Genomic DNA, 23,790 nt, shown 5'->3' on the forward strand with positions numbered 1-23,790 from the left:
TCGGTTGGTTCAGATGGCGACGGTGTCGCGATAAAGCCGCTCCTCGACCCGCTCCAGCGAGCCGAGCGCGAAGAAATCATCATAGGCAACGATCGGCTTGTGGGCGATCATTTCCGAGATGAAGGCCTCGGATGCGAGTTCCTCTTCGATTGCCTCGACTTCGGCCGAAAGAGGGCGGTCGACGACATAGAAATCCGCATGCTTGCGCACGACGTCATAGAGCATGCGCGCCACGCCCTCCGGCTTGTCGCCGAGAATGTCCATTGCCTGTGCCGACAACAGGGCTTCCAGCGCCGCGAGGCGCTTGAGCGCACGCATCTGTCGCTCGAAGCGCTCGATGACCAGCGGCAGGAATGCGGCTTCGTCTTCCATGCCAGCCGCAACCACCAGCGATTGTGCAGAGACCGGGTTGGACATTGAGAGCACGCGCGAGAAGATCTCGCCGGCCAGCTTGATGATCGGGCCGAAGCCGGTGGCGATCCTGCCTTCCGGCACAAGATTGACTGGCAGGCCGCGTCGCTGGCCGTTGCCGAGCAGGACGCAGCGATTGAAAGAATTGCGGGCGGCATGCGCCATGCAGATGAGCGCGCCCTCAAGCAGAATGGTGACATCGAGTGGAAGAGAACCGCCTGATGTCATGACACGTCCGTCGACGATGACCGGGTTGTCGTCGGAGCGGCCGGTCGCGGCAAGGATCTTGTGACCGGCTGTCAGCAGGTTTTCGATGACGGCGCCGAAGACCTGGGCGATCATGCGCAGGCTCAGCGGGTCCTGCACATGGGTTGCCACCGGCCAGGGCCATTCGTCCGAGGCGTTGCAGAGCCACGCGCCGATCAACGCTTCGCGAGGAGTGCCGACATGGCGTACCGAGATCCAGGGATCGCGCGAGGTGCCGAGAGCGCCGGCCGCCATCATGCCGGTCGCAAGCAGCACTCGGATCGAGGCGGCGGCATTGCGGGTGGTTTCGGCCGCAGCGGCGAAGCTCACGGCGTTGACGCTGAGCGAGGCCAGGCTGTCGCGCGGCAGCATTTTCACGGCATCGATGCCGGCGGCGCTGAAAGCATCGGCCGCCTGCATGCGGCGGCCACGATAGACGGCTTCACCCACGCCGGTCAGAACCGCACCGATCTGACCCATCAGGCCGATATCGGCGCAGCCAATGGAGCCGGTGCGGCGTACCACAGGGATGACATCGGCGCTGAGCAGTTGCAGATAGGCGTCGATCAGCTCTTGGGAGCAGCCGACCTGCCCCGTCAGGGCGGTATTGACGCGGATAGCCATGGCGTTGCGCACGACCGACATGGAAAAGGGTGAGCCGGTGCCGAAATGATGGGCGCGCACGAGGCCGAGATTGAAGGCGTCGAGATCGTCGGTCGACCATTCGACATCCTTCATGGCGCCGACGCCGGTCGTAGAGCCGTAGACCGGCATGCCCGAGTGAATGGCTTTTTCGAGAACGTTGCGCGCCAGCCGCACCCGCGCCATGCCGTTTTCCGATGCCGAAGGCAGGGCGACACCTGCGCCGATCCGAACCAGGTCGCTGAACCCCAAGGGCTGCCCGGTGAGTTCGATGGCGGCTCTCTGACGCTCCATGTCTTTTGTTCTCCTTTTCCGCAAGGCTATGCGAGCCTTATCGCTAATGGGATATCCCAAATAGCGAACACTAGCGCCTTTCCGCTTTTCTTCGAAACGCGAAACCGCTCAATCCTTTCGCCGTTGCGCAATTCCGGACGAAAAGCCGCTATGCATTTTTCGCGGAATTGCGCCCGATAGCTGGCATGCGGCTGAATTTTGAGACCAGTCGGCCCGCCGCGCAACTCTGTGTTTGCTCGGGTATATAGCTTCGGGGAGATAAAAGGCAGGCTAGGCCGACCTTGCGAGACCGCATCAGCTCTTGTCGCCTCGGCTTATGCGGTCGCGAGCCGCGTCGATCAGCTCAGGTGCCAGGCGATGTAGAGAAGCGTCAGCGCGATCACCCACAGCGCGAGGCGGCCGGAACGGCTGTGCTTGGCCTCGGCCTTGCCGATCGCCTCTGCTGTCTGCGGGTCGAAGCGCAGGCCGTTTTCGCTCATATGCAGCAGTTCGTGGTGGAACTTCTCGGTCTTGGCGGCAATCTCGGGTGCCGCTTCGGCCAGCTTCACGGCTGCCTTCAGGCCGTCCTTCAGGTCAGTCATGATCCGCTTCGGTCCGAGATTGGTGCGAATCCAGTCGCCGACCACCGGTTCCGAAGCCTTCCACATGTTGAAGCGCGGATTGAGCATGCGCGACACACCCTCGACCACGACCATGGTCTTCTGCAGCATGACGAGCTCGGGTCGCGTCTCCATATCGAAGAGTTCGGTCACTTCGAAGAGCAGCGTCAGAAGCTTGCCCATCGAGATCGTCTCGGCTGGCTGGCCATGGATCGGCTCGCCGATGGCGCGGATCGCCTGGGCGAAGCTCTCCATATTATGATGGGAAGGGACGTAGCCCGCTTCGAAATGCACTTCTGCGACGCGAAGATAATCACGCGTGATGAAACCGTAGAGAATTTCGGCGAGGAAACGGCGTTCCTTCTTTCCCAGCCGCCCGACGATGCCCATGTCGACGGCGACGATCATGCCCGCGGCATCGACAAAGAGGTTGCCGGGGTGCATGTCCGCATGGAAAAAGCCGTCGCGCAGCGTATGGCGAAGGAATGACTGGATCAACGTATCGGCAAGCACATTGAGATCGTGTCCGGCAGCCTTCAGCCCCTCGACGTCGGACATCTTGACGCCGTCGATCCACTCCATGGTGATGACGTCGCGGCCGGTGCGCTCCCAGTCGACCTTCGGCACGCGGAAGCCCGGATCCTTCTCGGTATTCTCGGCAATTTCGGAGAGGGCCGCCGCTTCAAGCCGCAAATCCATCTCGACTTTCGTCGTCTGCTCGAGCGTCTTGGTCACTTCCACCGGACGAAGACGCCGGCTGGAGGGCATGAAGCGCTCCTGCAGCCCGGCAACGAGATACATTGCCTTGATATCGTTGACGAAACGCTGGCGAACGCCTGGGCGAACCACCTTGACGGCGACACGCTTGCGGCCCTCGGCCGTCTCGACTTCCGCGGGATGCACCTGCGCTATCGAAGCGGCGGCGATCGGCTCGCCGAAGCTGGCGTAGAGATCGTCGATCCGCCGGCCGAGTGAAGCCTCGATGGCGGCAGTAGCGGTCCCATGCGGGAAGAAGGCCATTCGGTCCTGTAACTGCGACAGATCGTTGGCCATGTCGACGCCGACCACATCAGGCCGTGTTGCCAGGAACTGGCCGATCTTCACATAGGATGGCCCAAGCCGTTCGACGGCCTTGGCGAGCCGGTCGCTGCGCGCTTGGCTCTTGGCCTTCCTGCGGGCGAAAATGCTGACGAAAGACTTCGCGAAGCTGACGGAAGGGGGCAATCCTTCGGAGGGGAGGGCAATCACCACGCCTTCGCGCACGAGTACCCAGCCGACCCGGACAAGGCCGAAATATGCGCTGAAAGCACTCATAGCGTCTCAAGGTCTCGGAACGTGGAGGCCATAAGCCGCATCGGGTGACTGGACATCATGCTTCAGAGCTTCCAGCCGGAGTGCAGCGCGGCGATGCCGCCGGTGTAATTGGTGAAGTTCACGCGCGAGAAGCCGGCCTCGCGGATCATCGTCGCGAAATCCTGCTGGTTCGGGAACTTGCGGATCGATTCCACCAGATACTGATAGGGTTCGGCGTCGCCTGTTATCGCCTTGCCGAATTTCGGAATGGCGTTGAAGGACCATGCGTCGTAAACGCGATCGAGCAGCGGCAGATCGACTTCGGAGAATTCGAGCACGAGCAGCCGGCCGCCGCGCTTCAGTACGCGATAGGCTTCCTTCAGCGCGACATCGATATGCGGCACGTTGCGGATGCCGAAAGCGATCGTATAGGCGTCGAAGGAGTTCGGCTCGAAGGGCAGCTCTTCGGCATTGGCCTCGACGAAAGTGAGATTGTCCGAGAGCTTCTTCTTCTCGGCACGCTCGGCGCCTACGCCGAGCATCGAGCCGTTGATATCGAGCACGGTGGCGTGTGCCAGCCGATTGGAAGCCTCGACGATGCGGAAGGCGATATCGCCCGTGCCGCCGGCAACGTCGAGCACCCTGTAGCCTGCTTCCTTGCGCGGATTGAGCGCTGATATCATCGCGTCTTTCCAGGCGCGGTGCATGCCCATGGACATGACGTCGTTCATCACGTCGTAGCGCTTGGCAACCTTATGGAACACCTCGTTGACGAGGCCCTGCTTTTCGCCATCGGCCACTTCGCGGAAGCCATAGGATGTTTCCATGCCGCCATCGGCGGAGGTGCGGCTGTCTGCCATCGGCTCAACTCCGTTACGCTACGGCGCCGCGCGTCATTTGTGCCGCGCTGAGGTCGCCGTACCACTTTAAATTTGCTGCATAATTTCATCCCCAAATCGAACCCGATCCAAGGAATTACGCAGTATTCAGCGGCGGACCATAGCGAAATCGCGTTTGCCACGCTATCTCATCAGCCAGATCACCAGCCGCAATGCCCCTGGGCTATAGCTCAGATCATAAGCGGTTGAAACATAAAGATGGATAGCCATGCCGGAATTACCAGAGGTCGAAACCGTCAGACGGGGCCTCGCGCCTTCCATGGAAGGCGCCGTTCTGAAGGAGCTGGAGCTGCGCCGCAAGGATTTGCGCTTTCCGTTCCCTGCAGATTTCGCACGGGTCGTTTCAGGGCGCGGCATCACGTCGCTGTCCCGCCGCGCCAAATATCTGCTGATCGACCTTGATGACGGCATGACCATTGTCTCGCATCTCGGCATGTCCGGTTCGTTCCGGGTAGAAGCCGATGCATTGGCGGAGACGCCGGGGGATTTTCATCATCCGCGTTCGAAGGACGAGAAGCACGATCACGTCGTCTTCCATCTGGCGGGCGTCGGCAAGGATGCGCGCGTGATCTACAATGACCCGCGCCGCTTCGGCTTCATGGACATCGTCAGGCGATCCGAGATCGCGAGCCATCCCTTCTTTCGGGATCTCGGCCCGGAACCCACAGGAAACGAGTTGAGCGCCGATTACCTGGCCGAGCGTTTCGCGGACAAGGCGCAGCCGCTGAAGAGCGCGCTGCTGGACCAGAAGAACATCGCGGGCCTCGGCAATATATATGTCTGCGAGGCGTTGTGGCGCTCGCATCTGTCGCCGCTGCGCGCTGCCGGCACGCTGGTCACCGATAGCGGCAAGCCGAGCGAGGCGCTGCAGAAGCTGGTCGTCGCCATTCGTGAGGTCATTGCCGATGCGATCGCGGCAGGCGGCTCGTCGCTGCGTGATCATATCCAGACCGACGGCTCGCTCGGCTATTTCCAGCATTCGTTTTCCGTCTACGATCGCGAGGCGCAGCCTTGCAGCACGCCGGGTTGCGGCGGTACGGTCGGTCGTATCGTCCAGGCGGGGCGCTCTTCTTTCTATTGTGCCGCCTGCCAAAGCTGATTGAAGGGCCACAGCTGTTCAAAGGGCCAAAGCCGATTAACGGGAGAGAGAAATGGCTTACGAAACCCTCATCGTCGAAACTCATGGGGCGGTCGGCCTCATCCGGCTCAATCGGCCGCAGGCGCTGAACGCGCTGAATTCCACGGTGCTCACCGAGTTGAAGCAGGCCTATGCGGCCTTTCACGCCGATGATGCCATCGGCGCGATTGTGCTCACGGGTTCGGAAAAGGCTTTTGCCGCTGGCGCCGATATCAAGGAAATGCAGGCGCTCGATTTCGTCGAGGCCTATAAGAACGATTTCTTCAGCGGTTGGGACGAGATCGCCAAGGCGCGCAAGCCGGTCATTGCCGCAGTCAGCGGTTTTGCGCTCGGCGGCGGCTGCGAGCTCGCCATGATGTGCGATTTCATCATCGCTTCCGAGACGGCGAAATTCGGCCAGCCCGAAATCACGCTCGGCGTCATTCCCGGCATGGGCGGCTCGCAGCGGTTGACGCGCGCCGTCGGCGGCGCGAAGGCAATGGATCTGGTATTGACGGGACGGATGATGGATGCGGCAGAAGCCGAGCGCGCAGGCTTGGTGGCGCGTGTCGTGCCCGCAGACAAGCTGCTGGACGAAGCCCTGACGGCAGCTGCCAAGATTGCATCCTATTCCCGCACCTCCGTGCTCATGGCCAAGGAAGCGGTCAATCGCGCTCAGGAAACCACGCTTGAGGAAGGCTTGCGTTTCGAGCGCCGCCTGTTCCATAGCCTCTTTGCCACGGAAGACCAGAAAGAGGGCATGGCCGCTTTTGTCGAGAAGCGCAAGCCGGTCTTCAAGAACAGGTAGAGCACGACGCCGAAAAGTGTAAGCGGTTTTCGGACGACATCGTGCTCATTTCTTTGATGTTAGGCCGGATTCAGATTTTAGGTCGTTTCGACCTGAAATCATCAAGGCCTAATGTCTGGATTCCGGAATTACGCGGGTTTGGCGAGAATCCGCGTTGACGCCGCGGCTCATTCCGGTTATATGCCCGCCACAGTTTGGAAAGCCGCTCTGGTTTTCCGCAATTGCTCCCGCATTGCTGGATGAAGTGGCCGCAGGGCCCGCGCTGCAACGATGGAGTTATGTTCGAATTCTAAGAGAGGCATACATGGCCAATACTACCTCGGCGAAAAAAGCGACCCGCAAGATCGCCCGCCGCACTGAAGTCAACAAGGCTCGTCGCTCGCGCGTTCGCACTTTCGTTCGCCAGGTCGAAGAAGCCATCGCATCGGGTGATGCGGATCGCGCAAAGGCAGCATTCATCGCTGCTCAGCCAGAACTGGCCCGCGCAGCTACCAAGGGCGTGCTTCACGCCAACACCGCTTCCCGCAAGGTTTCGCGTCTTGCTAAGCGTGTGAAGGCTCTGTCGGCACCGACCGCCTAACATTCTCTTAACGATTTCGTCGTTACACTTAAGCCCGGCCCTTGTGCCGGGCTTTTTGGATTCAGCCAAAAAAATGCCGCAATGCCAAAATCGACTAGCTGATCATGTCAGTGGCGTGACAGAAATATACCTTTGAAAACAAAGGGTTATGGCAGGATGTCTCAGCGCTGCGTGATCTGCGTGACGCGTTGCCGGCTCACAAGTGAGTCAAGGGATTTTTTATTTTTTTTGTTTTGAAAGCCACAAGAATCGCGCCGAACGGGAATCTCTTTGATTCAACAGCGATTCTTTTTTGAAGGGCTTGTGACAGTCAAAATTGACCTCCAGAGTCAATGGCTGCCTCTTAATTTTGTGTAAAATTCATCGTTGATATCTGCCGTCGATCCTGCCTAAATGCATTTCAACAAGGGGCGCGGATCTCACCTTAAACGGCTTTTGCGAACACCGTCACTAATGGCGGCGTGGGTGGTTTTGTCTCTTGTGACGGAGCGGTTCAGTTCCGTTTTTTCAAACAGTTGACGAGTTAAAGCCGGAAGCGGCAACGCTTGCGGAATGAGGTAGCTTGTCTGTCCTTTGCGGCCGGTCGATGACGTGGCTGCGGGGAGGGGAGAAAAGTTGACAGCCGTTGGGGTAGCCGGTCGGAATACGAGGACCGACTGATGCTCCATCTACAGACACCAGGACGAAGGCCGCATTGAAGCTCGGTTTCGCCACAGTGGTGATGTATAGCCCATTGGCTGGGCTCGGCTGATGAACCGGTATGCGGCGCTGCTTGGACAACGAGCGCGACCACCATGCCTTGGCGAAGACCCAGGGGCGATGGCGCTTTGCTGCCTTGCCCCATAAGAGACTGTGGAAGGCGGCATTATAATGCAGATACATACGAGAACGGCGGGTGCGTTGGAAAATGGGGACAATGCACCGGCGTTCGGCGCTGTTTGCCTGGATGCGGCGGGGGAAAAGGGAGACGTGGCGCAAAATGTTTTGTTCGAGCGCGTCAGCGCGCGCTTGAAGGCTCAGGTTGGCCCGGATGTCTATGCTAGCTGGTTTGCCCGGCTGAAGCTTCACTCGGTCTCCAAGAGCGTCGTTCGCCTTACCGTTCCGACGACCTTTCTGAAGTCGTGGATCAACAATCGCTATCTCGAGCTGATCACCGGCCTCTTTCAGGCTGAAGATGCGGAGATTTTGAAGGTCGAAATTCTGGTGCGCACCGCGGCTCGTCAGGGCGCGAAGCCTTCGGCTGAGGAACAGGCCGTGGTGCCGGATCAGGCTGCCGTCGCGCCGATCCGCCGTGCGGTTGCCCAGCCGGCTGGCCAGGCCGTTGCGCAGGCTGTGAGTGCTGCTGCTGCTGCCCGGCCGTCGACATCGGGTTCGCCGCTGTTCGGCTCTCCGCTCGACTCTCGGTTCACCTTTGATACCTTCGTCGAAGGCGGCTCGAACCGCGTCAGCCTTGCTGCCGCAAAGACCATCGCAGAGGCCGGTTCCGGCGCCGTGCGCTTCAACCCGCTCTTCGTTCATGCGACGGTCGGTCTCGGCAAGACGCACCTGCTGCAGGCGATTGCCAATGCGGCCGTTCAGAACCCGCGCGGCCTGCGCGTGGTCTATCTGACCGCCGAATACTTCATGTGGCGCTTCGCAACCGCGATCCGCGACAACGATGCGCTGACGCTGAAGGACTCGCTGCGCAACATCGATCTGCTCATCATCGACGACATGCAGTTCCTGCAGGGCAAGATGATCCAGCACGAATTCTGCCATCTGCTGAACATGCTGCTCGACAGCGCCAAGCAGGTCGTCGTTGCTGCCGACCGTGCTCCCTGGGAGCTGGAATCGCTCGATCCGCGTGTCCGTTCGCGTCTGCAGGGCGGTGTCGCGATCGAAGTCGAGGCGCCGGACTATGAAATGCGCCTCGAGATCCTCAAGCGCCGCCTGGATGCCGCCCGTCAGGACGATCCGTCGCTGGAAATCCCGGCCGAGCTTCTATCCCACGTCGCTCGCAATGTCACTGCAAGCGGCCGCGAACTGGAAGGCGCCTTCAACCAGCTCATCTTCCGTCGCTCGTTCGAGCCGAACCTGACGGTCGAACGCGTTGACGAACTGCTTGCGCATCTGGTCGGCTCCGGTGAGCCGCGCCGCGTCCGTATCGAAGACATCCAGCGCATCGTCGCACGCCACTACAACGTCTCGCGTCAGGAGCTGGTTTCCAACCGCCGCACGCGCGTCATCGTCAAGCCGCGCCAGATCGCCATGTATCTGTCGAAGACCCTGACGCCGCGTTCCTTCCCGGAGATCGGCCGTCGCTTCGGTGGCCGCGACCATACGACCGTGCTGCACGCCGTGCGCAAGATCGAGGAACTGATTGCCGGCGACAGCAAGCTGTCGCATGAGATCGAGCTGCTGAAGCGCCTTATCAACGAGTAAGCTTCGCGATCGGCATTTCATCATGTTTACGGCCGGCTCAAAAGCCGGCCGTTTCTTTTATGCTATTAGCCGGCTATGCGAAGACGCCGCAGTTCACCCTGCGCCCTGTCGTGTTTGAAGCGCGTGTCGCTCAAACCGGCGGTGTCGTGCGGGAAACCTCGGAAAGCAGCCAGGCACGCAGGGTCGCAATTGCCGGCCTTTCCAATGCGCCGGGCGGATAGACGAGATGATAGGCGAACGCGCTTGCAAGCCCGATGGGGAAGGGCGCGATGAGCGTCCCCTCGGCCAACTCCTGCTCCACGAAGGAGCGGCGCATCAGCGCAATCCCGAGCCCGGCTTTCATGGCGTGATAGGCGCCCATGCCGTCGGTAAAGACCGGGCCATGCGTGGCATCCACGCGGGTCGCGCCAGCCGCCTGCAGCCAAAGCTCCCAATCCCGCCGATAGACGTCGTGGATCAGCGTGAGATTTGCGAGAACGTCAGCCGTGGGTGAGGTACCCAGCGCCGCAGCCATCTCAGGCGTGCACATCGGCACATATTCGTCATCGAGCAGCCTTTCGCTCGCTAACCCCTCATAGCCGCCAAGGCCATGGCGAATGGCGATGTCTATTCCGTCCCGCTGGAAATCCATCATCCGATGCGAAGCGCTGATGCGAAGATCGATGTCGGGATGCGCCTCCTCGAAGCGCCTCAGCCGCGGCACCAGCCAGTGCGTGGCAAAGCCGGCCGTGCAGGTGAGGGTCAAGACAGTGTCTTTCGAGCGCATGGCCAGCGCCGCGGTCGCCTCGCGAATGAGCCGAAAGGCCGTCCGCATCGTCGCGAAATATTCAGCGCCATCCGTAGTCAGGGCAAGGCTGCGCGTTCGCCGCTCGAAGAGCCGCACACCGAGCGCGCTTTCAAGATCGCGGACCTGCAGGCTGATGGCGCCCGGCGTCACATGCAGCTCGCTCGCAGCCAGCGTCATGCTGAGGTGCCGGGCTGAAGCTTCGAAGGCGCGCAGGGCGGAAAGAGACGGCAGTTGATCCATGGCGATTGAGTTTAGCTAAACCATATTTCGAGAAAGACTCGTTTGTCAGAACGAGGGAGTTGGCAGATTATCTCAATAAATCGGCGCTTTGACAATATTATCCATTGATGTCAGTGATAAGCAAAACTCAACCATAAAATACCGGAGATGATCGCATGCCGCAGAAATCCATGGGCGCAGTCGAGTGGTGCATGCTGGTCGGGCTATCCATTCTTTGGGGCGGATCTTTCCTGTTCAACGGTATCCTGGTGCGCGAGCTTCCGCCATTCACCATCGTCGCGGCCCGGGTCGGGCTGGCGGCAATCGCCCTGAACATCATCGTGCGGGCAACAGGCCATTCCATGCCGCGAGACCGTCAGGCTTGGCTTGCCTTCTTCGGGATGGGCTTTCTCAATAACGTCATTCCCTTCCTGCTCATCGTTTGGGGGCAGACACACATTGCCAGCGGATTGGCGTCGATCCTCAACGCCACCACGCCGCTCTTTGCCGTCATTGTTGCACACTTGCTGACGACGGATGAGAAGATGACCGGCAATCGCCTGATCGGCGTCATTGTCGGCTTTGCCGGCGTGGCCTTGATGATCGGCCCCTCGGTGCTTGCAAGCCTCGGCTCGAATGTGCTGGCACAGCTAGCCGTGTTGGGCGCCGCTCTCAGCTACTCGCTGGCCGGCATATTCGGCCGCCGTTTCCGTCGCATGGGCCTGGCGCCGATCATTCCAGCCGCCGGCCAAGTCACAGCGTCGACAGTTCTGCTGCTGCCCATCGCGCTCATTGTCGATCGTCCCTGGACGCTCGCAGTACCGTCGGCGGAGACATGGCTTGCACTTGCCGGCCTCGCCATTCTGTCGACTGCCGTTGCCTATGTGTTGTTTTTCCGTATCCTCGCGACGGCGGGCGCCACCAACCTGATGCTGGTGACCTTCCTCATCCCCGTCAGCGCCATTCTGCTCGGCGCGCTCATCCTTGGCGAAGATCTGCAGCCGAAGCACTTCATCGGCATGGCGATGATCGCGCTCGGCCTTGCGGCGATCGATGGAAGGTTGCTTGCTCTCGGCAAAAGGCGGGCGGCGGCGCAATAGTGCGCCGCGCCAGCGTCAGCAGGCGAGATCGGCGACGACGGAGTCGAGAACCAGCATTCCCGCAGGCGTGCAGCGCAGGCGGGAATTGCCGATCCGCTCTATGAAACCGTGTTCCAGTAAAAATGCCTCGCGCTGCGGATCGGGATCGCGACCCGAAAGCTGCTGCCAGCGGGCGAGGTCGACGCCTTCGCGCAGCCGCAGCCCCATCAGCAGCAATTCGTCTGCCTGCTCGTCGAAGCCAAGCATCTCCTGGTCGATCATGCCGTGACCGTCACGCTCGACCATCTCGAGCCAGCTTTCCGGCTTGCGCTCTGTGGCGGTTGCCAGCTTCTGCGGTCCGTGGGTCAAGCGACCGTGAGCGCCGGGGCCAATGCCGGCATAGTCGCCATAGCGCCAATAGGTGAGATTGTGCCGGCTCTCGGCGCCGGGGCGCGCGTGGTTGGAAACCTCATAGGCCGGCATACCCTCACGCTCGGTAATCTCCTGCGTCGCTTCATAGAGCAGCGCCGATTGATCGCCGTCCGGCACGATCAGCTTGCCTGCCTTATGGAGGCCGAAAAAGGGTGTGCCCTCTTCGATCGTCAGCTGGTACAGTGAGAGATGGTCGACGGCATAGGAGATCGCCTCTTTCAGCTCGCGTTCCCATTCCTCTACGGTCTGGTTGGGGCGGGCATAGATAAGGTCGAAGGACATGCGCGGGAAGATCTCGCGCGCCAGCTTGATCGCCTTCAGCGCATCGGCAACGTCGTGCAGGCGCCCCAGGAATTTCAGGTCGCGATCGTTTAGGGCCTGCACGCCCATCGACACGCGGTTGACGCCAGCCGCGCGATAGCCGCGAAAGCGCTCCGCCTCGACGCTCGAGGGATTGGCTTCCATGGTGATTTCGATACCGTCAGGCATGTGCCAGGTCTTGGTAATGCCGTCGAGGATCGCGCCGACGGTTTCCGGCTTCATCAGCGAAGGCGTGCCGCCGCCGAGGAAGACGCTTGTCACCGTCTTCGGGCCGCTGAGCATCCGCATTGTCGCCATTTCCTTCAGGAAAGCGGCGGCGAAACGTTCTTGATCGACAGGCTGATGGCGGACATGGCTGTTGAAATCGCAATAGGGACATTTGGCCGCGCAAAACGGCCAATGGACATAGACCCCGAAACCGGGTTCGCCGGTATCGGGTAGCAATTGCGCTCCGCGCATCAAGTCCTGTGTGTCCACGATTTCCACGAAGTAAGCTTACGCCTCCAGACAGGTTTCGACAAAAATCTTGAAGGCGCGAGCGCGGTGGGACAACGCGTGCGAATCGCCATGCTTCCAGCCGTGCTTCTGGTCGGCGCTCATCTCGCCGAAGGTGGTGTCGTAGCCTTCAGGCTTGAAAACCGGATCGTAGCCGAAGCCCTGTGTCCCTCGCGGCGGCCAGACGACCGTGCCTTCCACTTCGCCGCGGAAGAGCTCGGTATGGCCGTCGGGCCATGCGAGGCAAAGTACGCTGACGAAGCGCGCCGTCCGGCTTTCCGGAGAGATGGCGCCGGCCCTTTCGAGCGCGGTTTCGACCTTCTGCATCGCCATCGCGAAATCACGGGTGCCGTCGGCGGTTTCCGCCCAGTTGGCGGTATAGACGCCCGGATCGCCGCCGAGTGCATCGATCACCAGACCGGAATCGTCCGATAGAGCCGGCAGGCCGGCGGCCTGGGCCGAGGCAAGTGCCTTGATCGTGGCGTTTTCCTCGAATGTCGTGCCGGTCTCATCCGGTTCGATGAAGTTGAGCTCGGCAGCCGATTTGGCGGTAAAGCCGAAGGGGCCGATCAGATCCTGTATCTCGCGGATCTTGCCGGCATTGTGGCTGGCGACGACGATGGTCTTGGTATCGAGCTTTCGCATGTCTTGTCCCGTCAAAGGCCCCAGATGCGGGGTTCGGCGCATTCCAGGCTGTTGCCGGCCGGATCGCGGAAGTAAATCGAACGGCCACCATTCGGCCAGTGAAAATCAGCTTCGATGGCGATGCCGGCAGCTTTCAGCTTCTGCGCCATCGTCTCGATCTCGTCGCCATCGACGCGGAAGCAGACGTGACCGGGACCCTTTGTGCCATGCGGCGGCACGGGCAGGGCGCCCGGTTCGTGCGGCTTCACGGTTTCCTCGCCGTTGAAGATCAGGAGCACGCCCGGTCCGCAACGATAAAACACATGGCGGTTGCCGCCACGTGAGATCTTCTCCAGCCCGAGAATACCTCCGTAAAAGGCTTCGGCAGCGTCGAGATTGTCTGCGTAGAGAGCCGTTTCAAGGATGCTTCCGAGGACCGCGTTTGCCATTGCGATATGCCCTTAGGCGATCGCCTGCTTCTGCAGTTCCACCAGCTCGGCAATGCCGTTCTTGGCAAGGCCCATCAGCGTCGCGAATTCCTCTTCGCTGAAAGGCGCGCCCTCAGCCGTTCCCTGGATCTCCACGATACCGCCCTTGCCCGTCATGACGAAGTTGGCATCGGTTTCGGCCGAGGAGTCCTCGAGATAGTCCAGATCGATCACCGGCTGATTGGCGAAGATGCCGCAGGAGATGGCTGCGATATGGTCCTTCAGCACGCGCTCGACCTTGACCATGTTGCGGCTTTCCATCCACTTCAGGCAGTCGTAGAGGGCGATCCAGCCACCTGTGATCGACGCCGTGCGGGTGCCGCCATCAGCCTGGATGACGTCGCAGTCGACGGTGATCTGCCGCTCGCCAAGTTCCTTCAGGTCGACGACGGCGCGAAGCGACCGGCCGATGAGGCGCTGAATTTCCTGCGTGCGGCCGCCCTGCTTGCCGGCGGCAGCTTCGCGCTTCATGCGCTCGCCCGTTGCACGCGGCAGCATGCCGTATTCGGCCGTAACCCAGCCCTTGCCGCTGTTGCGCAGCCACGGCGGCGTCTTGTCTTCCAGGCTGGCCGTGCAGAGCACATGCGTATCGCCGAACTTGACCAGGCACGAGCCTTCCGCATGCTTGGAAAAATTGCGCTCGAACGACACTTTGCGCATCTGGTCGGTTTTTCTACCTGAAGGCCGCATTCCACTCTCCTGAAAGTTTGTCGACCGCTTCTACGACCCGCGGCCGGGTTTTGCAAAGGAAAAGCAGGCTGAAAGGCCACGCTCCGGCGTCCACCGCATTTTTCCCTTTTGCGATTGCTAACTGAATGATTATATTTTCGCTAAGGCTCAACGGAACGGATTTGGCAGCGAAATGGTATTCACGACATCGTCGGTTTCGGATGTCATTGCTGCGCTTGACGAACGCTCCAAGGAAATATTCCGTCGCATCGTCGAAGGCTATCTGGAGAACGGCGAACCGCTGGGCTCGCGCAATCTCTCCCGTCTGCTGCCGATGTCGCTTTCGCCGGCCTCCGTGCGCAATGTCATGAGCGACCTCGAAGAGCTCGGGCTCATCTATTCGCCGCATATCAGTGCCGGTCGTCTGCCGACCCAGGTTGGTCTGCGCTTTTTCGTTGATGCCTTCATGCAGGTCGGCGATCTCTCCGCCGAGGATCGTGCCAGCATCGACCGTCAGGTGCGCGGCAGCCATCGCGACCAGCCGATGGAATCTGTGATGACCGAGGCGAGCCGCATGCTTTCGGGCATTTCGCGGGGCGCGGGTCTCGTCATCACCGCCAAGAGCGATCCCGTGCTGAAGCATGTGGAGTTCATCCGGTTGGAGGCGACCAAGGCGCTTGCCGTGCTGGTCGGCGATCACGATCAGGTCGAGAACCGCATCATCGAATTGCCAGCGGGCATCACCTCGTCGCAGCTGACGGAAGCCGCCAATTTCCTCAACGCACATATGACGGGTCAGACCTTGCCGGAGCTGCGCCGGCAGCTGCAAAATCTGAAGGACAGTGTGCGCAGCGAGCTGGATAGCCTGTCGCATCAGTTGGTCGAGCGCGGTATTGCCGTGCTGTCGGGCGATGATGACGATGGCAAGCCGACACAGCTTATCGTGCGCGGCCATGCCAATCTGCTGGCCGAGGTCGGCGGCGCGGAGGATCTGGATCGCCTACGCCTGCTATTCGACGATCTCGAAAAGAAGGACAGCCTCATCGAGATCCTGAACCTTGCCGAAAGCGGCCCCGGCGTGCGCATCTTCATCGGCTCGGAAAACAAGCTCTTCTCGCTGTCAGGCTCTTCGCTCATCGTCGCGCCCTATCGTGACGAGGATGACCGTATCGTCGGCGCAGTCGGCGTCATCGGTCCGACACGGCTGAACTATGCCCGTATCGTGCCCATGGTGGATTACACGGCGCAGCTCATCTCGAGACTGTCGCGGCCAGGAATGTGAGGAAGGCGATCCGACGGTAGCCGTCAATCGGGAAGCAGCGTTCCGGATCCGCCCATTTCGGCCGGAAAATCCTTCTGCTTCGGCAACCCGTCCTTCAGATGCAACACCGTGGTCTCATAGTTGACGTGCAGCACCGGCTGAAAGTCGAGGTCGGGAAGGACCGCGGCGTAGACGTCGGTGACGCCCCACAGCGGATGCTCGGTCAAGAGATGCCCGCCGCAGACCGTACACCATTTGCGCACGCTCTTCTCCGTTTTCTGGTAGCTGCCGATCTTGTTCGCGCCGCGGGTTATGTGAACGGCCTGCGGCGGCCAGAGCGAGAAGGCGTTGACCGGTCCCGCCGACCACTCCCGACACGAGTCGCAATGGCAGTAACCCATCGCCATTGGCTCGCCATCGACTGCAATTTCCACTGCGCCGCAGAAACATTTGCCTGAAAGGGATTTGCCACTCGACATCGATCTCACCTCACTCTGTGCTGAGATGCATTTCAGCATATCACCGGGGAGGGGGACTGAACAGGCGAAGTCCGGAGCGGCATCTCGCACGGATAGGCCATCTCGCCATGGCTGCAAAGCCGCGAATTGGCTCTTCTTCTCGACAAAGCCTTGATTTTTTCCGGCTAAACCTCGATATCGGGCACATCTAAAAGACAAAGCAATTCGGAGACCGTCATGACCGACGAAACAACGAAAACCGGACCTGACGCCACGGCGGCCGACACTTCAGCGGATTTTGCGCAGGATGCTGCGGAAACCGTTGAAACGGCGGAACCGTCTCAGCCGGATCCGGTTGAGCTGCTGAAGGCCGAGAATGGCGAACTTCGGGATCGTTACCTGCGCCTCGCCGCCGAGATGGACAATCTTCGTCGCCGCACCGAGCGCGATGTGAAGGATGCCAAGTCCTATTCCGTGGCAAGCTTCGCCCGAGACATGCTCTCGGTGGCGGATAATCTGCGTCGCACGCTGGATGCCATTCCTGCGGACGCACGCGCCAGCGGCGATGCCGGCCTGAACACGCTCATCGAAGGCGTTGAGATGACCGAGCGTTCGATGCTCTCGGCCCTGGAGCGCCATGGCGTGCGCCAGCTTGAGCCGGTTGGCCAGAAGTTCGACCCCAATTTCCACCAGGCCATGTTCGAAGTGCCGAACCCGGAAGTGCCGAACAACACGGTCGTCCAGGTGGTGCAGGCCGGCTTCGTCATTGGCGATCGCGTTCTGCGCCCGGCTATGGTCGGTGTCGCCAAGGGCGGCCCGAAGATCGTCGAGAACGCCGAGCAGGGCGCCAACAGCCCGCTGGATGAGAAGGACGCCTGATCCTTTAGGCGAAGCAATCGCGGAAGGCGCAAGACGCCTTCCTTGAGCAATCGCCTAAAAGCAGAAGCGCGGTTCGCAGCTTCCAGGAAGCGCCGAGCCGCCATGGGCATAAAAAATAAGAGCCGGACGATCTGAGATCATCCGGCTCTTATTTTTGCCTTGGTCCGATGCGATCCAGCCGTCAGGCGGCGTTGGAAGCCTGTTCTTCGTTGAGGAAGGCGTAGATTGCGGAGGCGGAATCTGTGGCGCGCAGCTTCGCGACCAAGTCCTGGTCTCGCAAAACGCGGGCGATGCGGGAGAGTGCCTTGAGGTGGTCTGCACCTGCGCCTTCAGGCGCCAGCAGCAGGAAGACGAGATCGACCGGCTGGTCGTCCAGCGCTTCGAAATCGACCGGCGCTTCCAGGCGTGCGAAAATTCCTGCGATGGATTTGATGCTGGCAAGCTTGCCGTGCGGAATGGCAATGCCGTTACCGACGCCGGTAGAGCCCAGACGCTCGCGCTGCAGCACGACGTCGAAGATCTCGCGCTCGGGCAGTCCGGTCAGTTTGGAGGCCTTGGCTGCCAGCTCCTGAAGCAGTTGTTTTTTGGAATTTGCCTTCAAGGCGGGGATGATCGCATCTTGGTGTAGCAAATCTGCCAATGCCATTCTCTTTATCCTTCGTGTCGCCGAGAACCGGTAAACGGGAGCGGCGGCCGGCTGACGTTACGCACAGTCGCCGCTCATCTTCTATTCTCAGCCTTTGATATTGGCCGCGTCTATCCAGCCAATGTTACCGTCCTGTCGACGGTAGACGATGTTGAGGTGTTCCTTGCCCGGGCTGCGGAAGAGCAGCAACGGCTCGTCTGTCATATCGAGCGCCATCACGGCGGTCGCGACCGACATGGTCTTCAATTGTTTCGTGCTTTCGGCAACGATCGCCGGCGCAAAATCGGCTGGGACCTCTTCGTCGTCATCCGGTACGCCGTCCATGACGGTGTAGGCGACTTCGATATGACCGTTTGCGTGATTGCTGGCCTGATGGTCCTTGAGTTTGCGCTTGTAGCGTCGCAGACGCTTTTCGATACGCTCGGACGCTGCGTCGAAAGCAAGCTGCGGGTCCATGGCTTCGCCGGCTGCATGCAATACGACACCGCTGTCGAGATGAAGCTTGCAATCGGCCGCAAAGCGCGAGCTGGACTTGTGCACAGTTACCTGACCCGAATACCCCCCGTCGAAGTATTTCGTCACGGCCATACCGATCTGGTCCTCGATCCGCTGACGGAAGGAGTCACCAATTTCCATATGTTTACCGGAGACACGCACACTCATGGAGTTTCCCTTCTTGTAGTGGTTATTGCGCGTACCAGTTTACGCCAAGCCTCAAGCTCATCCAAGCACTTCACGCGGTCAAAGACAAATTGCGTATATCGGCCGCCTTCGGGATGATGGGGATAAGTTTCATGGTCGTGCTGTCCTGCAGCGATTGCGGCGGGCTTCTAGCCCTGCCGCATGGGAAAGTCAACTGTATCTTAACGGACTGTTAGGAGATCGACAATCTGAGATTGAAGATCGTCAATCGTCAGAAACTGCCGACTTTTGCCAGCGCTCGCTTCTCTCGGCGTCGCTGTACGGACGAGGGGATGTTCATCGCTTCGCGGTATTTTGCAACCGTACGGCGAGCAAGCTCGATGCCGCCCTTCTTTAGCGTATCGACGATATCGTCGTCGGAAAGCACGGCATTCGGGCTCTCGTTCGATATCAGCAGGCGGATCTTGTGGCGCACGGCTTCCGCGGAATGGCCGTCGCCACCCTCGACGGAGTTGATCGAAACCGTGAAGAAATATTTGAGCTCGAACAGCCCGCGCGGCGTCAGCATATACTTGTTCGAGGTCACGCGGCTCACCGTCGACTCATGCATTTTGATGGCGTCGGCCACGGTTTTGAGGTTAAGCGGCCGCAAATGATCGACGCCGTTGATGAGGAAAGCATCCTGCTGCCGCACGATTTCGCTGGCAACTTTCATGATTGTCTTGGCACGCTGATCCAGGCTGCGGGTCAGCCAGTTGGCGTTCTGCAGGCATTCCGACAGGAAGGCGTGGTCCTGGCTGGTCTTTGATACGGAGGCGAAGTACGACTGGCTGACCAGCACGCGGGGCAGGGCATCGGGATTGAGCTCCACAAGCCAGCTGCCGTCCGCAGACGGGCGCACCACGATATCGGGCATGATCGCCTCGGATATGCCGGTTTCGAAGCCGCTGCCGGGCTTCGGGTTCAGCTGGCGGATTTCCGCCATCATGTCGAGAAGATCTTCCTCGTCGACGCCGCAGAGCCTTTTCAGCGTCGCAAAATCGCGCCGGGCAAGCAACTCCAGATTCTCGATCAGCCGCTCCATGGCCGGATCGAAGCGATCCTTCTGCCGGAGCTGGATTGCCAGGCATTCGCTGAGCGAACGAGCGAAAACACCGGGAGGATCGAGGAGCTGCAGCGTATTCAGCACGCGCTCCACCTCGCCGATGGTCGAGCCGAGGCGCTCGGCCGTTTCGCTGAGATCGGCGCGGAGATAGCCGGTCTCGTCCAGCTGGTCGACGAGATGCTGGGCGATCAGCCGGTCGGCCATCGCGGGAAGCGAGAAAGGGATTTGTTCGTTCAGGTGATCTCGCAGCGATACCTGGCCAGCGACGAAATCATCCAGATCGTAGCTTTCGCCCGCTTCGCCGCCGGGCATTGATTTCCATTGGCTGAGAAGCTCCGGCGCGTCGGCGCGCTGCGGGCTCGCATCGTCGGAAAAGACGTTGCCGAAATTCGTGTCGAGCTCGTTGTTCAGCCTGTCGGCGTGGCCGGTATTGTCGCTTTCGTACCAGTCGCTGGCAAGGTCGTCGCCGCCGCCTTCGAAACCGTCGTTGCGGGTATCGCCTGCGGGTTCCCCCGCCATTTCGAAGCGCTCGTCCTTTGCCTCGCGTTCGCTATAGCCGCCCAAATCCTCGTCATTTGACGCAAATTCCAGCAGCGGATTCTTCTCGACTTCCTGCGCGATGAACTGGTTCAGTTCAAAATGAGTCATCTGCAGCAACTGGATGGATTGCATCAGTTGCGGTGTCATCACCAGGCTTTGGCTTTGGCGCAGGAAAAGATTGGCCGATAATGCCATGGCGGACGCAGGACTCCCCTTGAATTCCTCCGGAATTCGCGGTCTTCGTCTCCAAGATCTTTGCGAAATTCCAACTGGCCCAAAAATTGCTTTTTTATAGGTTTTGGTCAAGCGGAACTATGCTGCCGAAAATAGATTTCGGCGGCGTGGCGTATCCTGACAATATCAACGGGCGAACTGGCCGAATTTCAGCCAATCAAAGGCTGAAATTGTCACCGAGATAGAGTTTGCGAACTTCGGGATTGCTGACGATGTCGTTGGCTCTGCCATGGGTCAGCACCTCACCCGCATGGATGATGTAGGCGCGGTCGATAAGGCCGAGCGTTTCGCGAACATTGTGGTCGGTGATCAGCACGCCGATGCCGCGTGCCGTCAGATGGTGCACGAGGTTCTGGATGTCGGCGACGGAGATCGGATCGACACCCGCGAAGGGTTCGTCGAGCAGCATGAATGTCGGGTCGGTCGCCAACGCGCGGGCGATTTCGAGGCGTCGCCGCTCGCCGCCCGAAAGCGCGATCGCAGGCACCGCGCGCAGATTGCGAATGTGGAACTCTTCCAGCAGCTCGTCGATCTTACGCTCGCGCTTCGTTTTGTCCTTCTCGTGGACTTCGAGAACGGCGCGGATGTTCTCCTCCACCGTCAGGCCGCGGAAGATCGACGCTTCCTGCGGCAAATAGCCGACGCCCAGGCGCGCGCGCCGGTACATCGGCATCGAGGTGACGTTGTTGCCATCGATCTCGATCGTGCCCTCATCGACCGGCACAAGGCCGGTGATCATGTAGAAGCAGGTGGTTTTGCCGGCACCGTTCGGTCCGAGCAGGCCAACTGCTTCACCGCGTCGCACCACCAGCGAGACGCCATTGACGACGCGCCGGGTACGATAGGTCTTTGTGAGGCCGCGCGCGATCAGGGTGCCCTGATAGCGTGCTTTATCCGCGGCCGGCGTGCCGGATGTCGCAGAAGACGGTCCGGGCATGCCGGGTAGGGTGGTGGTCGATATCGTCACGAGGGGGCCAGTATCAGTTTTTCTTTTGTTGCTGCTGCACTTGCTGAGACTTTGGGTCGAGCTGAATCTGAACGCGACCCCCACAGGAATCCAGTTGCGCTTCGCCGGTCGCCATATGAACGGTGAGCTGACAACCGGTGAAAACATTCGGTCCGTCCGTCAGCACAACCTTCTTGCCTTTGAGGACGGCGAGCTGGTTGGTCATGTCGAAGGAACCGTCGTCGGCGGTCGCCGTCTGCGTGCCGGAAACGAGGTAAACCTTGTCGGTGACCAGAATGTGGTCGATATTGGCGTTTCCGGAGACGAGCGACTCGTTCTGCTCCTTGGCGGCCTTGGCGACCGGATTGTCTGCCTGCTTGTTGGCGTCGCCCGCCTGCTTCTTTTTATAGAAGACGGTCATCTTGCCGGACTGCATCGTCGTGGTTCCCTGAACCACCTTGACGTTGCCGGTAAATACGGCCTGGTTTTCCTGATCGTGAATTTCCAGCTTGTCGCTTTCGATCTGGATCGGCTGATCCTTGGAAAGGGCAAGGCCCGGCATCGTGCTTGTCGTCGACTGCGCGCCTGCTTCCGCGGCTGCGAAGAATGCGAGCGCGCTAAAGGCGCACAGGAGGCCGGCCTTGCGTAAGCCGGAGTGGAAAATTGAATTTTGCCAATAATTTATCATGAACCGCCCGGCTTCTGTTCGCTAGATGAATTGTGGAGAGCGGACGGTTCGATATTCATCCGAACCTGCCCGTCGAACTGGATTACGCTACCCTTATCCGTCATCTTGAGCGAACGCGCAACAACCGACATGCCGCCTCGGGAGATGGCAACTTGGTCCTGGCTCGACAGGTCTCCCTTCTTGACATCCAGGAACGCGGTCTTGAATTCGGCGCGCAGGCCATTGTCCATTTGGATGACGAAGGGTTCCGTCAGCTTGAGCGTGTCGGCCTGGCGGTCGAAATCGGCGCTTTGGGCCGTTACATGGGCGATCACATCGGTATTGACGGGCATGGATGCCTTGATCGTCTTCAGCGTGATCATGTTCGGATTCTTGATGTCTTGCAGCGCCTTTTCCGCCAGCATCGAGTAATTGATGCCGTCCTTGTTGCGGCCGGCGATCGCCGGGCGTTCCATGACCACCTTCCCGTCTTCGATCTTGGCGCCTTCGATCTGAATTTCCGCCGGCAGATAGGCGCGGACGACCGAGACGACGACAAAGATAAGCGTGACGATCACCGCGGCGAGCGGCAACAGCACCTTCAGTCTCCTCACCCGCGCGGAATGGAAGATCGCATCCTTATACGCGCTGCGCTGCGGCAGCGAGCGATTAGTCTCGCCGGGGGTCTCGATCGTATTGAGCATGCAACAGGTCCGTCTTTGTCTGATCCGGAGAACCGCATTCACGCCATTCGGGGCCGCGTCAAAAAGCCTATCGGATCGTTTCGCATTATTGCACTGGCTTGCCAATATGGATTTTTTCCGCAGCCAGAGAAATTTGGCGGGAAAATATGCCATAAATCGGTTTCATCCGATGGGACGATATCCTATCTGATGAACCAGCAGAGCGACGTCCAGCCGGCGACATCGAAAATCGAGACGGCTTTTCTCTAAGGATTGTGCCAGTTTCAAGGTGTTGTAATCCGGTTGGTGTCGTATTCAGTTTATTTCAGGGAGAAATAAGGCGTGATGGACAGTTCTGCAATCGCGGATCGGCGACAATTGCGCCGCAAGCTTGGTTTCTGGCGCATTATTGCCGTTTTGCTACTCGTGATGCTCGGTTTTGCGTTCTATCGATTCTTTGCGAGCGACCTACCGGATACGCGCGGCCCGCAAATCGCCCGCGTCACGATTTCCGGGCTCATCCAGGACGATCCGGAGCTTCTCGAGCGGCTGAAAAAGATCCACGACAATGATCAGGTCAAGGCGCTGGTCGTATCCATCTCCTCGACCGGCGGGACGACCTATGGCGGCGAGCGCATCTTCAAGGCGATCCGCGCTGTTGCGGCCAACAAGCCTGTCGTGTCCGATATCCGCACCGTCGCCGCTTCCGCCGGCTATATGATTGCGGTTGCCGGCGATAATATCGTTGCCGGCGATACCTCGATCACCGGTTCGATCGGCGTCATCTTCCAATATCCGCAGCTCAAGGATCTGCTCGACAAGGTCGGCGTTTCCCTCGACGAGATCAAGTCGACGCCGCTGAAGGCCGAACCGTCCCCCTTCCATCCGGCCAGCGAAGACGCCAAGAACATGATCCGCAACATGGTCATGGACAGCTACGGCTGGTTCGTCGATCTCGTCGCCGATCGGCGCAAGCTGCCGCGCGAGCAGGTATTGAAGCTTGCCGACGGCAGCATTTTCACCGGCCGGCAGGCGCTTCAGAACAAGCTTATCGATACTTTGGGCGGCGAGGACGAGATCCGCGCCTACCTCGAAACGCGTAAGATCAAGAAGGATCTGCCGATCGTCGATTGGAAGCCGGAAGACAAGGCTTCATCCTTCTTTTGGCCGGCTGCGGCTTCCCGATTGCTCAACATGCTGGGTTATGATCCCTTTATTAAAGGAGATGCTCTGCAGAAGATCATGACAGAGAAGTTGTTTCTTGACGGCCTGCTTTCTGTTTGGCAGGGTGCAGCCGATTAATAA

General features: G+C 59.9%; 24 protein-coding genes. 8 read left to right on the forward strand and 16 right to left on the reverse strand.

The features are described 5' to 3' along the window. Nucleotides 1-9: 9 nt before the first annotated feature. From GGD46_RS18225 to ubiE, 3 genes are all read right to left on the reverse strand, one after another. The gene (locus tag GGD46_RS18225) at nucleotides 10-1,593 is read right to left on the reverse strand and encodes an aromatic amino acid lyase (protein ID WP_184706416.1); all 1,584 of its coding nucleotides are present in this window, start codon (nucleotides 1,591-1,593) and stop codon (nucleotides 10-12) included. Nucleotides 1,594-1,931: 338 nt separating this feature from the next. Continuing rightward, on the reverse strand, nucleotides 1,932-3,506 hold the full coding sequence (gene ubiB, locus GGD46_RS18230; RefSeq protein ID WP_184706418.1) for a 2-polyprenylphenol 6-hydroxylase: 1,575 nt from the start codon (nucleotides 3,504-3,506) through the stop codon (nucleotides 1,932-1,934). 62 nt (nucleotides 3,507-3,568) lie between these two features. After that, nucleotides 3,569-4,345 (reverse strand): bifunctional demethylmenaquinone methyltransferase/2-methoxy-6-polyprenyl-1,4-benzoquinol methylase UbiE, encoded by a 777-nt coding sequence (gene ubiE, locus GGD46_RS18235; protein WP_184706420.1) that lies wholly within the window; start codon nucleotides 4,343-4,345, stop codon nucleotides 3,569-3,571. A gap of 247 nt (nucleotides 4,346-4,592) precedes the next feature. On the opposite strand from ubiE, the gene mutM reads away from it, so the two are divergent. The 3 genes from mutM to rpsT all read left to right on the forward strand — a co-directional run bounded on the left by mutM (nucleotide 4,593) and on the right by rpsT (nucleotide 6,889). Then, on the forward strand, nucleotides 4,593-5,483 hold the full coding sequence (mutM, locus tag GGD46_RS18240; protein ID WP_184706422.1) for a bifunctional DNA-formamidopyrimidine glycosylase/DNA-(apurinic or apyrimidinic site) lyase: 891 nt from the start codon (nucleotides 4,593-4,595) through the stop codon (nucleotides 5,481-5,483). Between the two features lie 52 nt (nucleotides 5,484-5,535). Beyond that, the gene (locus tag GGD46_RS18245; RefSeq protein ID WP_184706424.1) at nucleotides 5,536-6,309 is read left to right on the forward strand and encodes an enoyl-CoA hydratase; all 774 of its coding nucleotides are present in this window, start codon (nucleotides 5,536-5,538) and stop codon (nucleotides 6,307-6,309) included. A 304-nt stretch (nucleotides 6,310-6,613) separates the two neighbouring features. Beyond that, a complete protein-coding gene (gene rpsT, locus GGD46_RS18250; RefSeq protein WP_184706426.1) occupies nucleotides 6,614-6,889 on the forward strand; it encodes a 30S ribosomal protein S20 in 276 nt (91 codons plus the stop codon). A 507-nt stretch (nucleotides 6,890-7,396) separates the two neighbouring features. Here rpsT and GGD46_RS18255 read toward each other — a convergent pair. Beyond that, on the reverse strand, nucleotides 7,397-7,771 hold the full coding sequence (locus tag GGD46_RS18255) for a hypothetical protein (RefSeq protein WP_184706428.1): 375 nt from the start codon (nucleotides 7,769-7,771) through the stop codon (nucleotides 7,397-7,399). On the opposite strand from GGD46_RS18255, the gene dnaA reads away from it, so the two are divergent. Next, nucleotides 7,760-9,310 carry a chromosomal replication initiator protein DnaA gene (gene dnaA, locus GGD46_RS18260; RefSeq protein ID WP_184706430.1) on the forward strand — a complete coding sequence of 517 codons (1,551 nt, stop codon included), beginning with the start codon at nucleotides 7,760-7,762 and terminating at the stop codon, nucleotides 9,308-9,310. The genes GGD46_RS18255 and dnaA overlap by 12 nt on opposite strands. Nucleotides 9,311-9,440: 130 nt before the next feature. Here dnaA and gcvA read toward each other — a convergent pair whose 3' ends face one another. Beyond that, nucleotides 9,441-10,337: a transcriptional regulator GcvA gene (gcvA, locus tag GGD46_RS18265; protein ID WP_184706432.1), complete on the reverse strand. Its 897-nt coding sequence runs from the start codon at nucleotides 10,335-10,337 to the stop codon at nucleotides 9,441-9,443. A 155-nt stretch (nucleotides 10,338-10,492) separates the two neighbouring features. Here gcvA and GGD46_RS18270 point away from each other — a divergent pair, with 155 nt between their 5' ends. Further along, nucleotides 10,493-11,416 carry a DMT family transporter gene (locus GGD46_RS18270; RefSeq protein ID WP_184706434.1) on the forward strand — a complete coding sequence of 308 codons (924 nt, stop codon included), beginning with the start codon at nucleotides 10,493-10,495 and terminating at the stop codon, nucleotides 11,414-11,416. A 15-nt stretch (nucleotides 11,417-11,431) separates the two neighbouring features. On the opposite strand, the gene hemW is transcribed toward GGD46_RS18270, so the two are convergent. From hemW to rph, 4 genes are read right to left on the reverse strand one after another with little or no spacing between them, the layout of a single operon-like run. Next, nucleotides 11,432-12,607 carry a radical SAM family heme chaperone HemW gene (gene hemW, locus GGD46_RS18275; RefSeq protein WP_184706700.1) on the reverse strand — a complete coding sequence of 392 codons (1,176 nt, stop codon included), beginning with the start codon at nucleotides 12,605-12,607 and terminating at the stop codon, nucleotides 11,432-11,434. A gap of 36 nt (nucleotides 12,608-12,643) precedes the next feature. After that, nucleotides 12,644-13,288, reverse strand: a complete 645-nt coding sequence (rdgB, locus tag GGD46_RS18280) for an RdgB/HAM1 family non-canonical purine NTP pyrophosphatase (RefSeq protein ID WP_184706436.1) — start codon at nucleotides 13,286-13,288, stop codon at nucleotides 12,644-12,646. A gap of 11 nt (nucleotides 13,289-13,299) precedes the next feature. Further along, nucleotides 13,300-13,716 (reverse strand): VOC family protein, encoded by a 417-nt coding sequence (locus GGD46_RS18285; RefSeq protein WP_184706438.1) that lies wholly within the window; start codon nucleotides 13,714-13,716, stop codon nucleotides 13,300-13,302. Nucleotides 13,717-13,728: 12 nt separating this feature from the next. Then, nucleotides 13,729-14,445 carry a ribonuclease PH gene (rph, locus tag GGD46_RS18290; protein WP_184706440.1) on the reverse strand — a complete coding sequence of 239 codons (717 nt, stop codon included), beginning with the start codon at nucleotides 14,443-14,445 and terminating at the stop codon, nucleotides 13,729-13,731. A gap of 172 nt (nucleotides 14,446-14,617) precedes the next feature. On the opposite strand from rph, the gene hrcA reads away from it, so the two are divergent. Next, the gene (hrcA, locus tag GGD46_RS18295; RefSeq protein ID WP_184706442.1) at nucleotides 14,618-15,706 is read left to right on the forward strand and encodes a heat-inducible transcriptional repressor HrcA; all 1,089 of its coding nucleotides are present in this window, start codon (nucleotides 14,618-14,620) and stop codon (nucleotides 15,704-15,706) included. Nucleotides 15,707-15,729: 23 nt separating this feature from the next. Here the strand turns inward: hrcA and GGD46_RS18300 are convergent, their stop codons facing one another. Next, on the reverse strand, nucleotides 15,730-16,164 hold the full coding sequence (locus tag GGD46_RS18300; protein ID WP_184706443.1) for a GFA family protein: 435 nt from the start codon (nucleotides 16,162-16,164) through the stop codon (nucleotides 15,730-15,732). 216 nt (nucleotides 16,165-16,380) lie between these two features. On the opposite strand from GGD46_RS18300, the gene grpE reads away from it, so the two are divergent. Continuing rightward, nucleotides 16,381-17,022: a nucleotide exchange factor GrpE gene (grpE, locus tag GGD46_RS18305; protein ID WP_184706445.1), complete on the forward strand. Its 642-nt coding sequence runs from the start codon at nucleotides 16,381-16,383 to the stop codon at nucleotides 17,020-17,022. A gap of 181 nt (nucleotides 17,023-17,203) precedes the next feature. Here grpE and ptsN read toward each other — a convergent pair whose 3' ends face one another. From ptsN to lptC, 6 genes are all read right to left on the reverse strand, one after another. Continuing rightward, nucleotides 17,204-17,668, reverse strand: coding sequence for a PTS IIA-like nitrogen regulatory protein PtsN (gene ptsN / locus GGD46_RS18310; RefSeq protein ID WP_184706447.1), 465 nt, complete (start codon nucleotides 17,666-17,668; stop codon nucleotides 17,204-17,206). A gap of 87 nt (nucleotides 17,669-17,755) precedes the next feature. Continuing rightward, nucleotides 17,756-18,331, reverse strand: coding sequence for a ribosome hibernation-promoting factor, HPF/YfiA family (gene hpf / locus GGD46_RS18315; protein WP_004120733.1), 576 nt, complete (start codon nucleotides 18,329-18,331; stop codon nucleotides 17,756-17,758). A 250-nt stretch (nucleotides 18,332-18,581) separates the two neighbouring features. Further along, nucleotides 18,582-20,150, reverse strand: coding sequence for an RNA polymerase factor sigma-54 (rpoN, locus tag GGD46_RS18320; RefSeq protein ID WP_184706449.1), 1,569 nt, complete (start codon nucleotides 20,148-20,150; stop codon nucleotides 18,582-18,584). 196 nt (nucleotides 20,151-20,346) lie between these two features. Beyond that, on the reverse strand, nucleotides 20,347-21,126 hold the full coding sequence (lptB, locus tag GGD46_RS18325; protein ID WP_037152877.1) for an LPS export ABC transporter ATP-binding protein: 780 nt from the start codon (nucleotides 21,124-21,126) through the stop codon (nucleotides 20,347-20,349). Nucleotides 21,127-21,169: 43 nt separating this feature from the next. Beyond that, on the reverse strand, nucleotides 21,170-21,823 hold the full coding sequence (locus GGD46_RS18330; RefSeq protein WP_184706451.1) for an LptA/OstA family protein: 654 nt from the start codon (nucleotides 21,821-21,823) through the stop codon (nucleotides 21,170-21,172). Beyond that, nucleotides 21,820-22,506 (reverse strand): LPS export ABC transporter periplasmic protein LptC, encoded by a 687-nt coding sequence (gene lptC, locus GGD46_RS18335; protein WP_184706453.1) that lies wholly within the window; start codon nucleotides 22,504-22,506, stop codon nucleotides 21,820-21,822. Before lptC ends, GGD46_RS18330 begins: the two co-directional genes overlap by 4 nt. A 324-nt stretch (nucleotides 22,507-22,830) precedes the next feature. Here lptC and sppA point away from each other — a divergent pair, with 324 nt between their 5' ends. Then, a complete protein-coding gene (gene sppA, locus GGD46_RS18340) occupies nucleotides 22,831-23,787 on the forward strand; it encodes a signal peptide peptidase SppA (protein WP_184706455.1) in 957 nt (318 codons plus the stop codon). Nucleotides 23,788-23,790 lie beyond the last annotated feature (3 nt).

The sequence above is a fragment of the Martinezella lusitana genome, from assembly GCF_014207095.1.
GTDB lineage: Bacteria > Pseudomonadota > Alphaproteobacteria > Rhizobiales > Rhizobiaceae > Rhizobium > Rhizobium lusitanum_B.

What these genes read in the sequence shown, in the direction of transcription:
- mutM (WP_184706422.1), top strand. Translation starts at nt 4,593, where the DNA reads ATGCCGGAATTACCAGAGGTCGAAACCGTCAGACGGGGCCTCGCGCCT.
- hemW (WP_184706700.1), bottom strand. Translation starts at nt 12,607, where the DNA reads ATGCGCGGAGCGCAATTGCTACCCGATACCGGCGAACCCGGTTTCGGG.
- GGD46_RS18245 (WP_184706424.1), top strand. Translation starts at nt 5,536, where the DNA reads ATGGCTTACGAAACCCTCATCGTCGAAACTCATGGGGCGGTCGGCCTC.
- rdgB (WP_184706436.1), bottom strand. Translation starts at nt 13,288, where the DNA reads ATGCGAAAGCTCGATACCAAGACCATCGTCGTCGCCAGCCACAATGCC.
- dnaA (WP_184706430.1), top strand. Translation starts at nt 7,760, where the DNA reads ATGCAGATACATACGAGAACGGCGGGTGCGTTGGAAAATGGGGACAAT.
- GGD46_RS18330 (WP_184706451.1), bottom strand. Translation starts at nt 21,823, where the DNA reads ATGATAAATTATTGGCAAAATTCAATTTTCCACTCCGGCTTACGCAAG.
- ubiE (WP_184706420.1), bottom strand. Translation starts at nt 4,345, where the DNA reads ATGGCAGACAGCCGCACCTCCGCCGATGGCGGCATGGAAACATCCTAT.
- hpf (WP_004120733.1), bottom strand. Translation starts at nt 18,331, where the DNA reads ATGAGTGTGCGTGTCTCCGGTAAACATATGGAAATTGGTGACTCCTTC.
- GGD46_RS18225 (WP_184706416.1), bottom strand. Translation starts at nt 1,593, where the DNA reads ATGGAGCGTCAGAGAGCCGCCATCGAACTCACCGGGCAGCCCTTGGGG.
- GGD46_RS18270 (WP_184706434.1), top strand. Translation starts at nt 10,493, where the DNA reads ATGCCGCAGAAATCCATGGGCGCAGTCGAGTGGTGCATGCTGGTCGGG.
- rpsT (WP_184706426.1), top strand. Translation starts at nt 6,614, where the DNA reads ATGGCCAATACTACCTCGGCGAAAAAAGCGACCCGCAAGATCGCCCGC.
- GGD46_RS18300 (WP_184706443.1), bottom strand. Translation starts at nt 16,164, where the DNA reads ATGTCGAGTGGCAAATCCCTTTCAGGCAAATGTTTCTGCGGCGCAGTG.
- rph (WP_184706440.1), bottom strand. Translation starts at nt 14,445, where the DNA reads ATGCGGCCTTCAGGTAGAAAAACCGACCAGATGCGCAAAGTGTCGTTC.
- rpoN (WP_184706449.1), bottom strand. Translation starts at nt 20,150, where the DNA reads ATGGCATTATCGGCCAATCTTTTCCTGCGCCAAAGCCAAAGCCTGGTG.
- grpE (WP_184706445.1), top strand. Translation starts at nt 16,381, where the DNA reads ATGACCGACGAAACAACGAAAACCGGACCTGACGCCACGGCGGCCGAC.
- sppA (WP_184706455.1), top strand. Translation starts at nt 22,831, where the DNA reads ATGGACAGTTCTGCAATCGCGGATCGGCGACAATTGCGCCGCAAGCTT.
- ubiB (WP_184706418.1), bottom strand. Translation starts at nt 3,506, where the DNA reads ATGAGTGCTTTCAGCGCATATTTCGGCCTTGTCCGGGTCGGCTGGGTA.
- hrcA (WP_184706442.1), top strand. Translation starts at nt 14,618, where the DNA reads ATGGTATTCACGACATCGTCGGTTTCGGATGTCATTGCTGCGCTTGAC.
- lptC (WP_184706453.1), bottom strand. Translation starts at nt 22,506, where the DNA reads ATGCTCAATACGATCGAGACCCCCGGCGAGACTAATCGCTCGCTGCCG.
- gcvA (WP_184706432.1), bottom strand. Translation starts at nt 10,337, where the DNA reads ATGGATCAACTGCCGTCTCTTTCCGCCCTGCGCGCCTTCGAAGCTTCA.
- GGD46_RS18285 (WP_184706438.1), bottom strand. Translation starts at nt 13,716, where the DNA reads ATGGCAAACGCGGTCCTCGGAAGCATCCTTGAAACGGCTCTCTACGCA.
- GGD46_RS18255 (WP_184706428.1), bottom strand. Translation starts at nt 7,771, where the DNA reads ATGTATCTGCATTATAATGCCGCCTTCCACAGTCTCTTATGGGGCAAG.
- ptsN (WP_184706447.1), bottom strand. Translation starts at nt 17,668, where the DNA reads ATGGCATTGGCAGATTTGCTACACCAAGATGCGATCATCCCCGCCTTG.
- lptB (WP_037152877.1), bottom strand. Translation starts at nt 21,126, where the DNA reads ATGCCCGGACCGTCTTCTGCGACATCCGGCACGCCGGCCGCGGATAAA.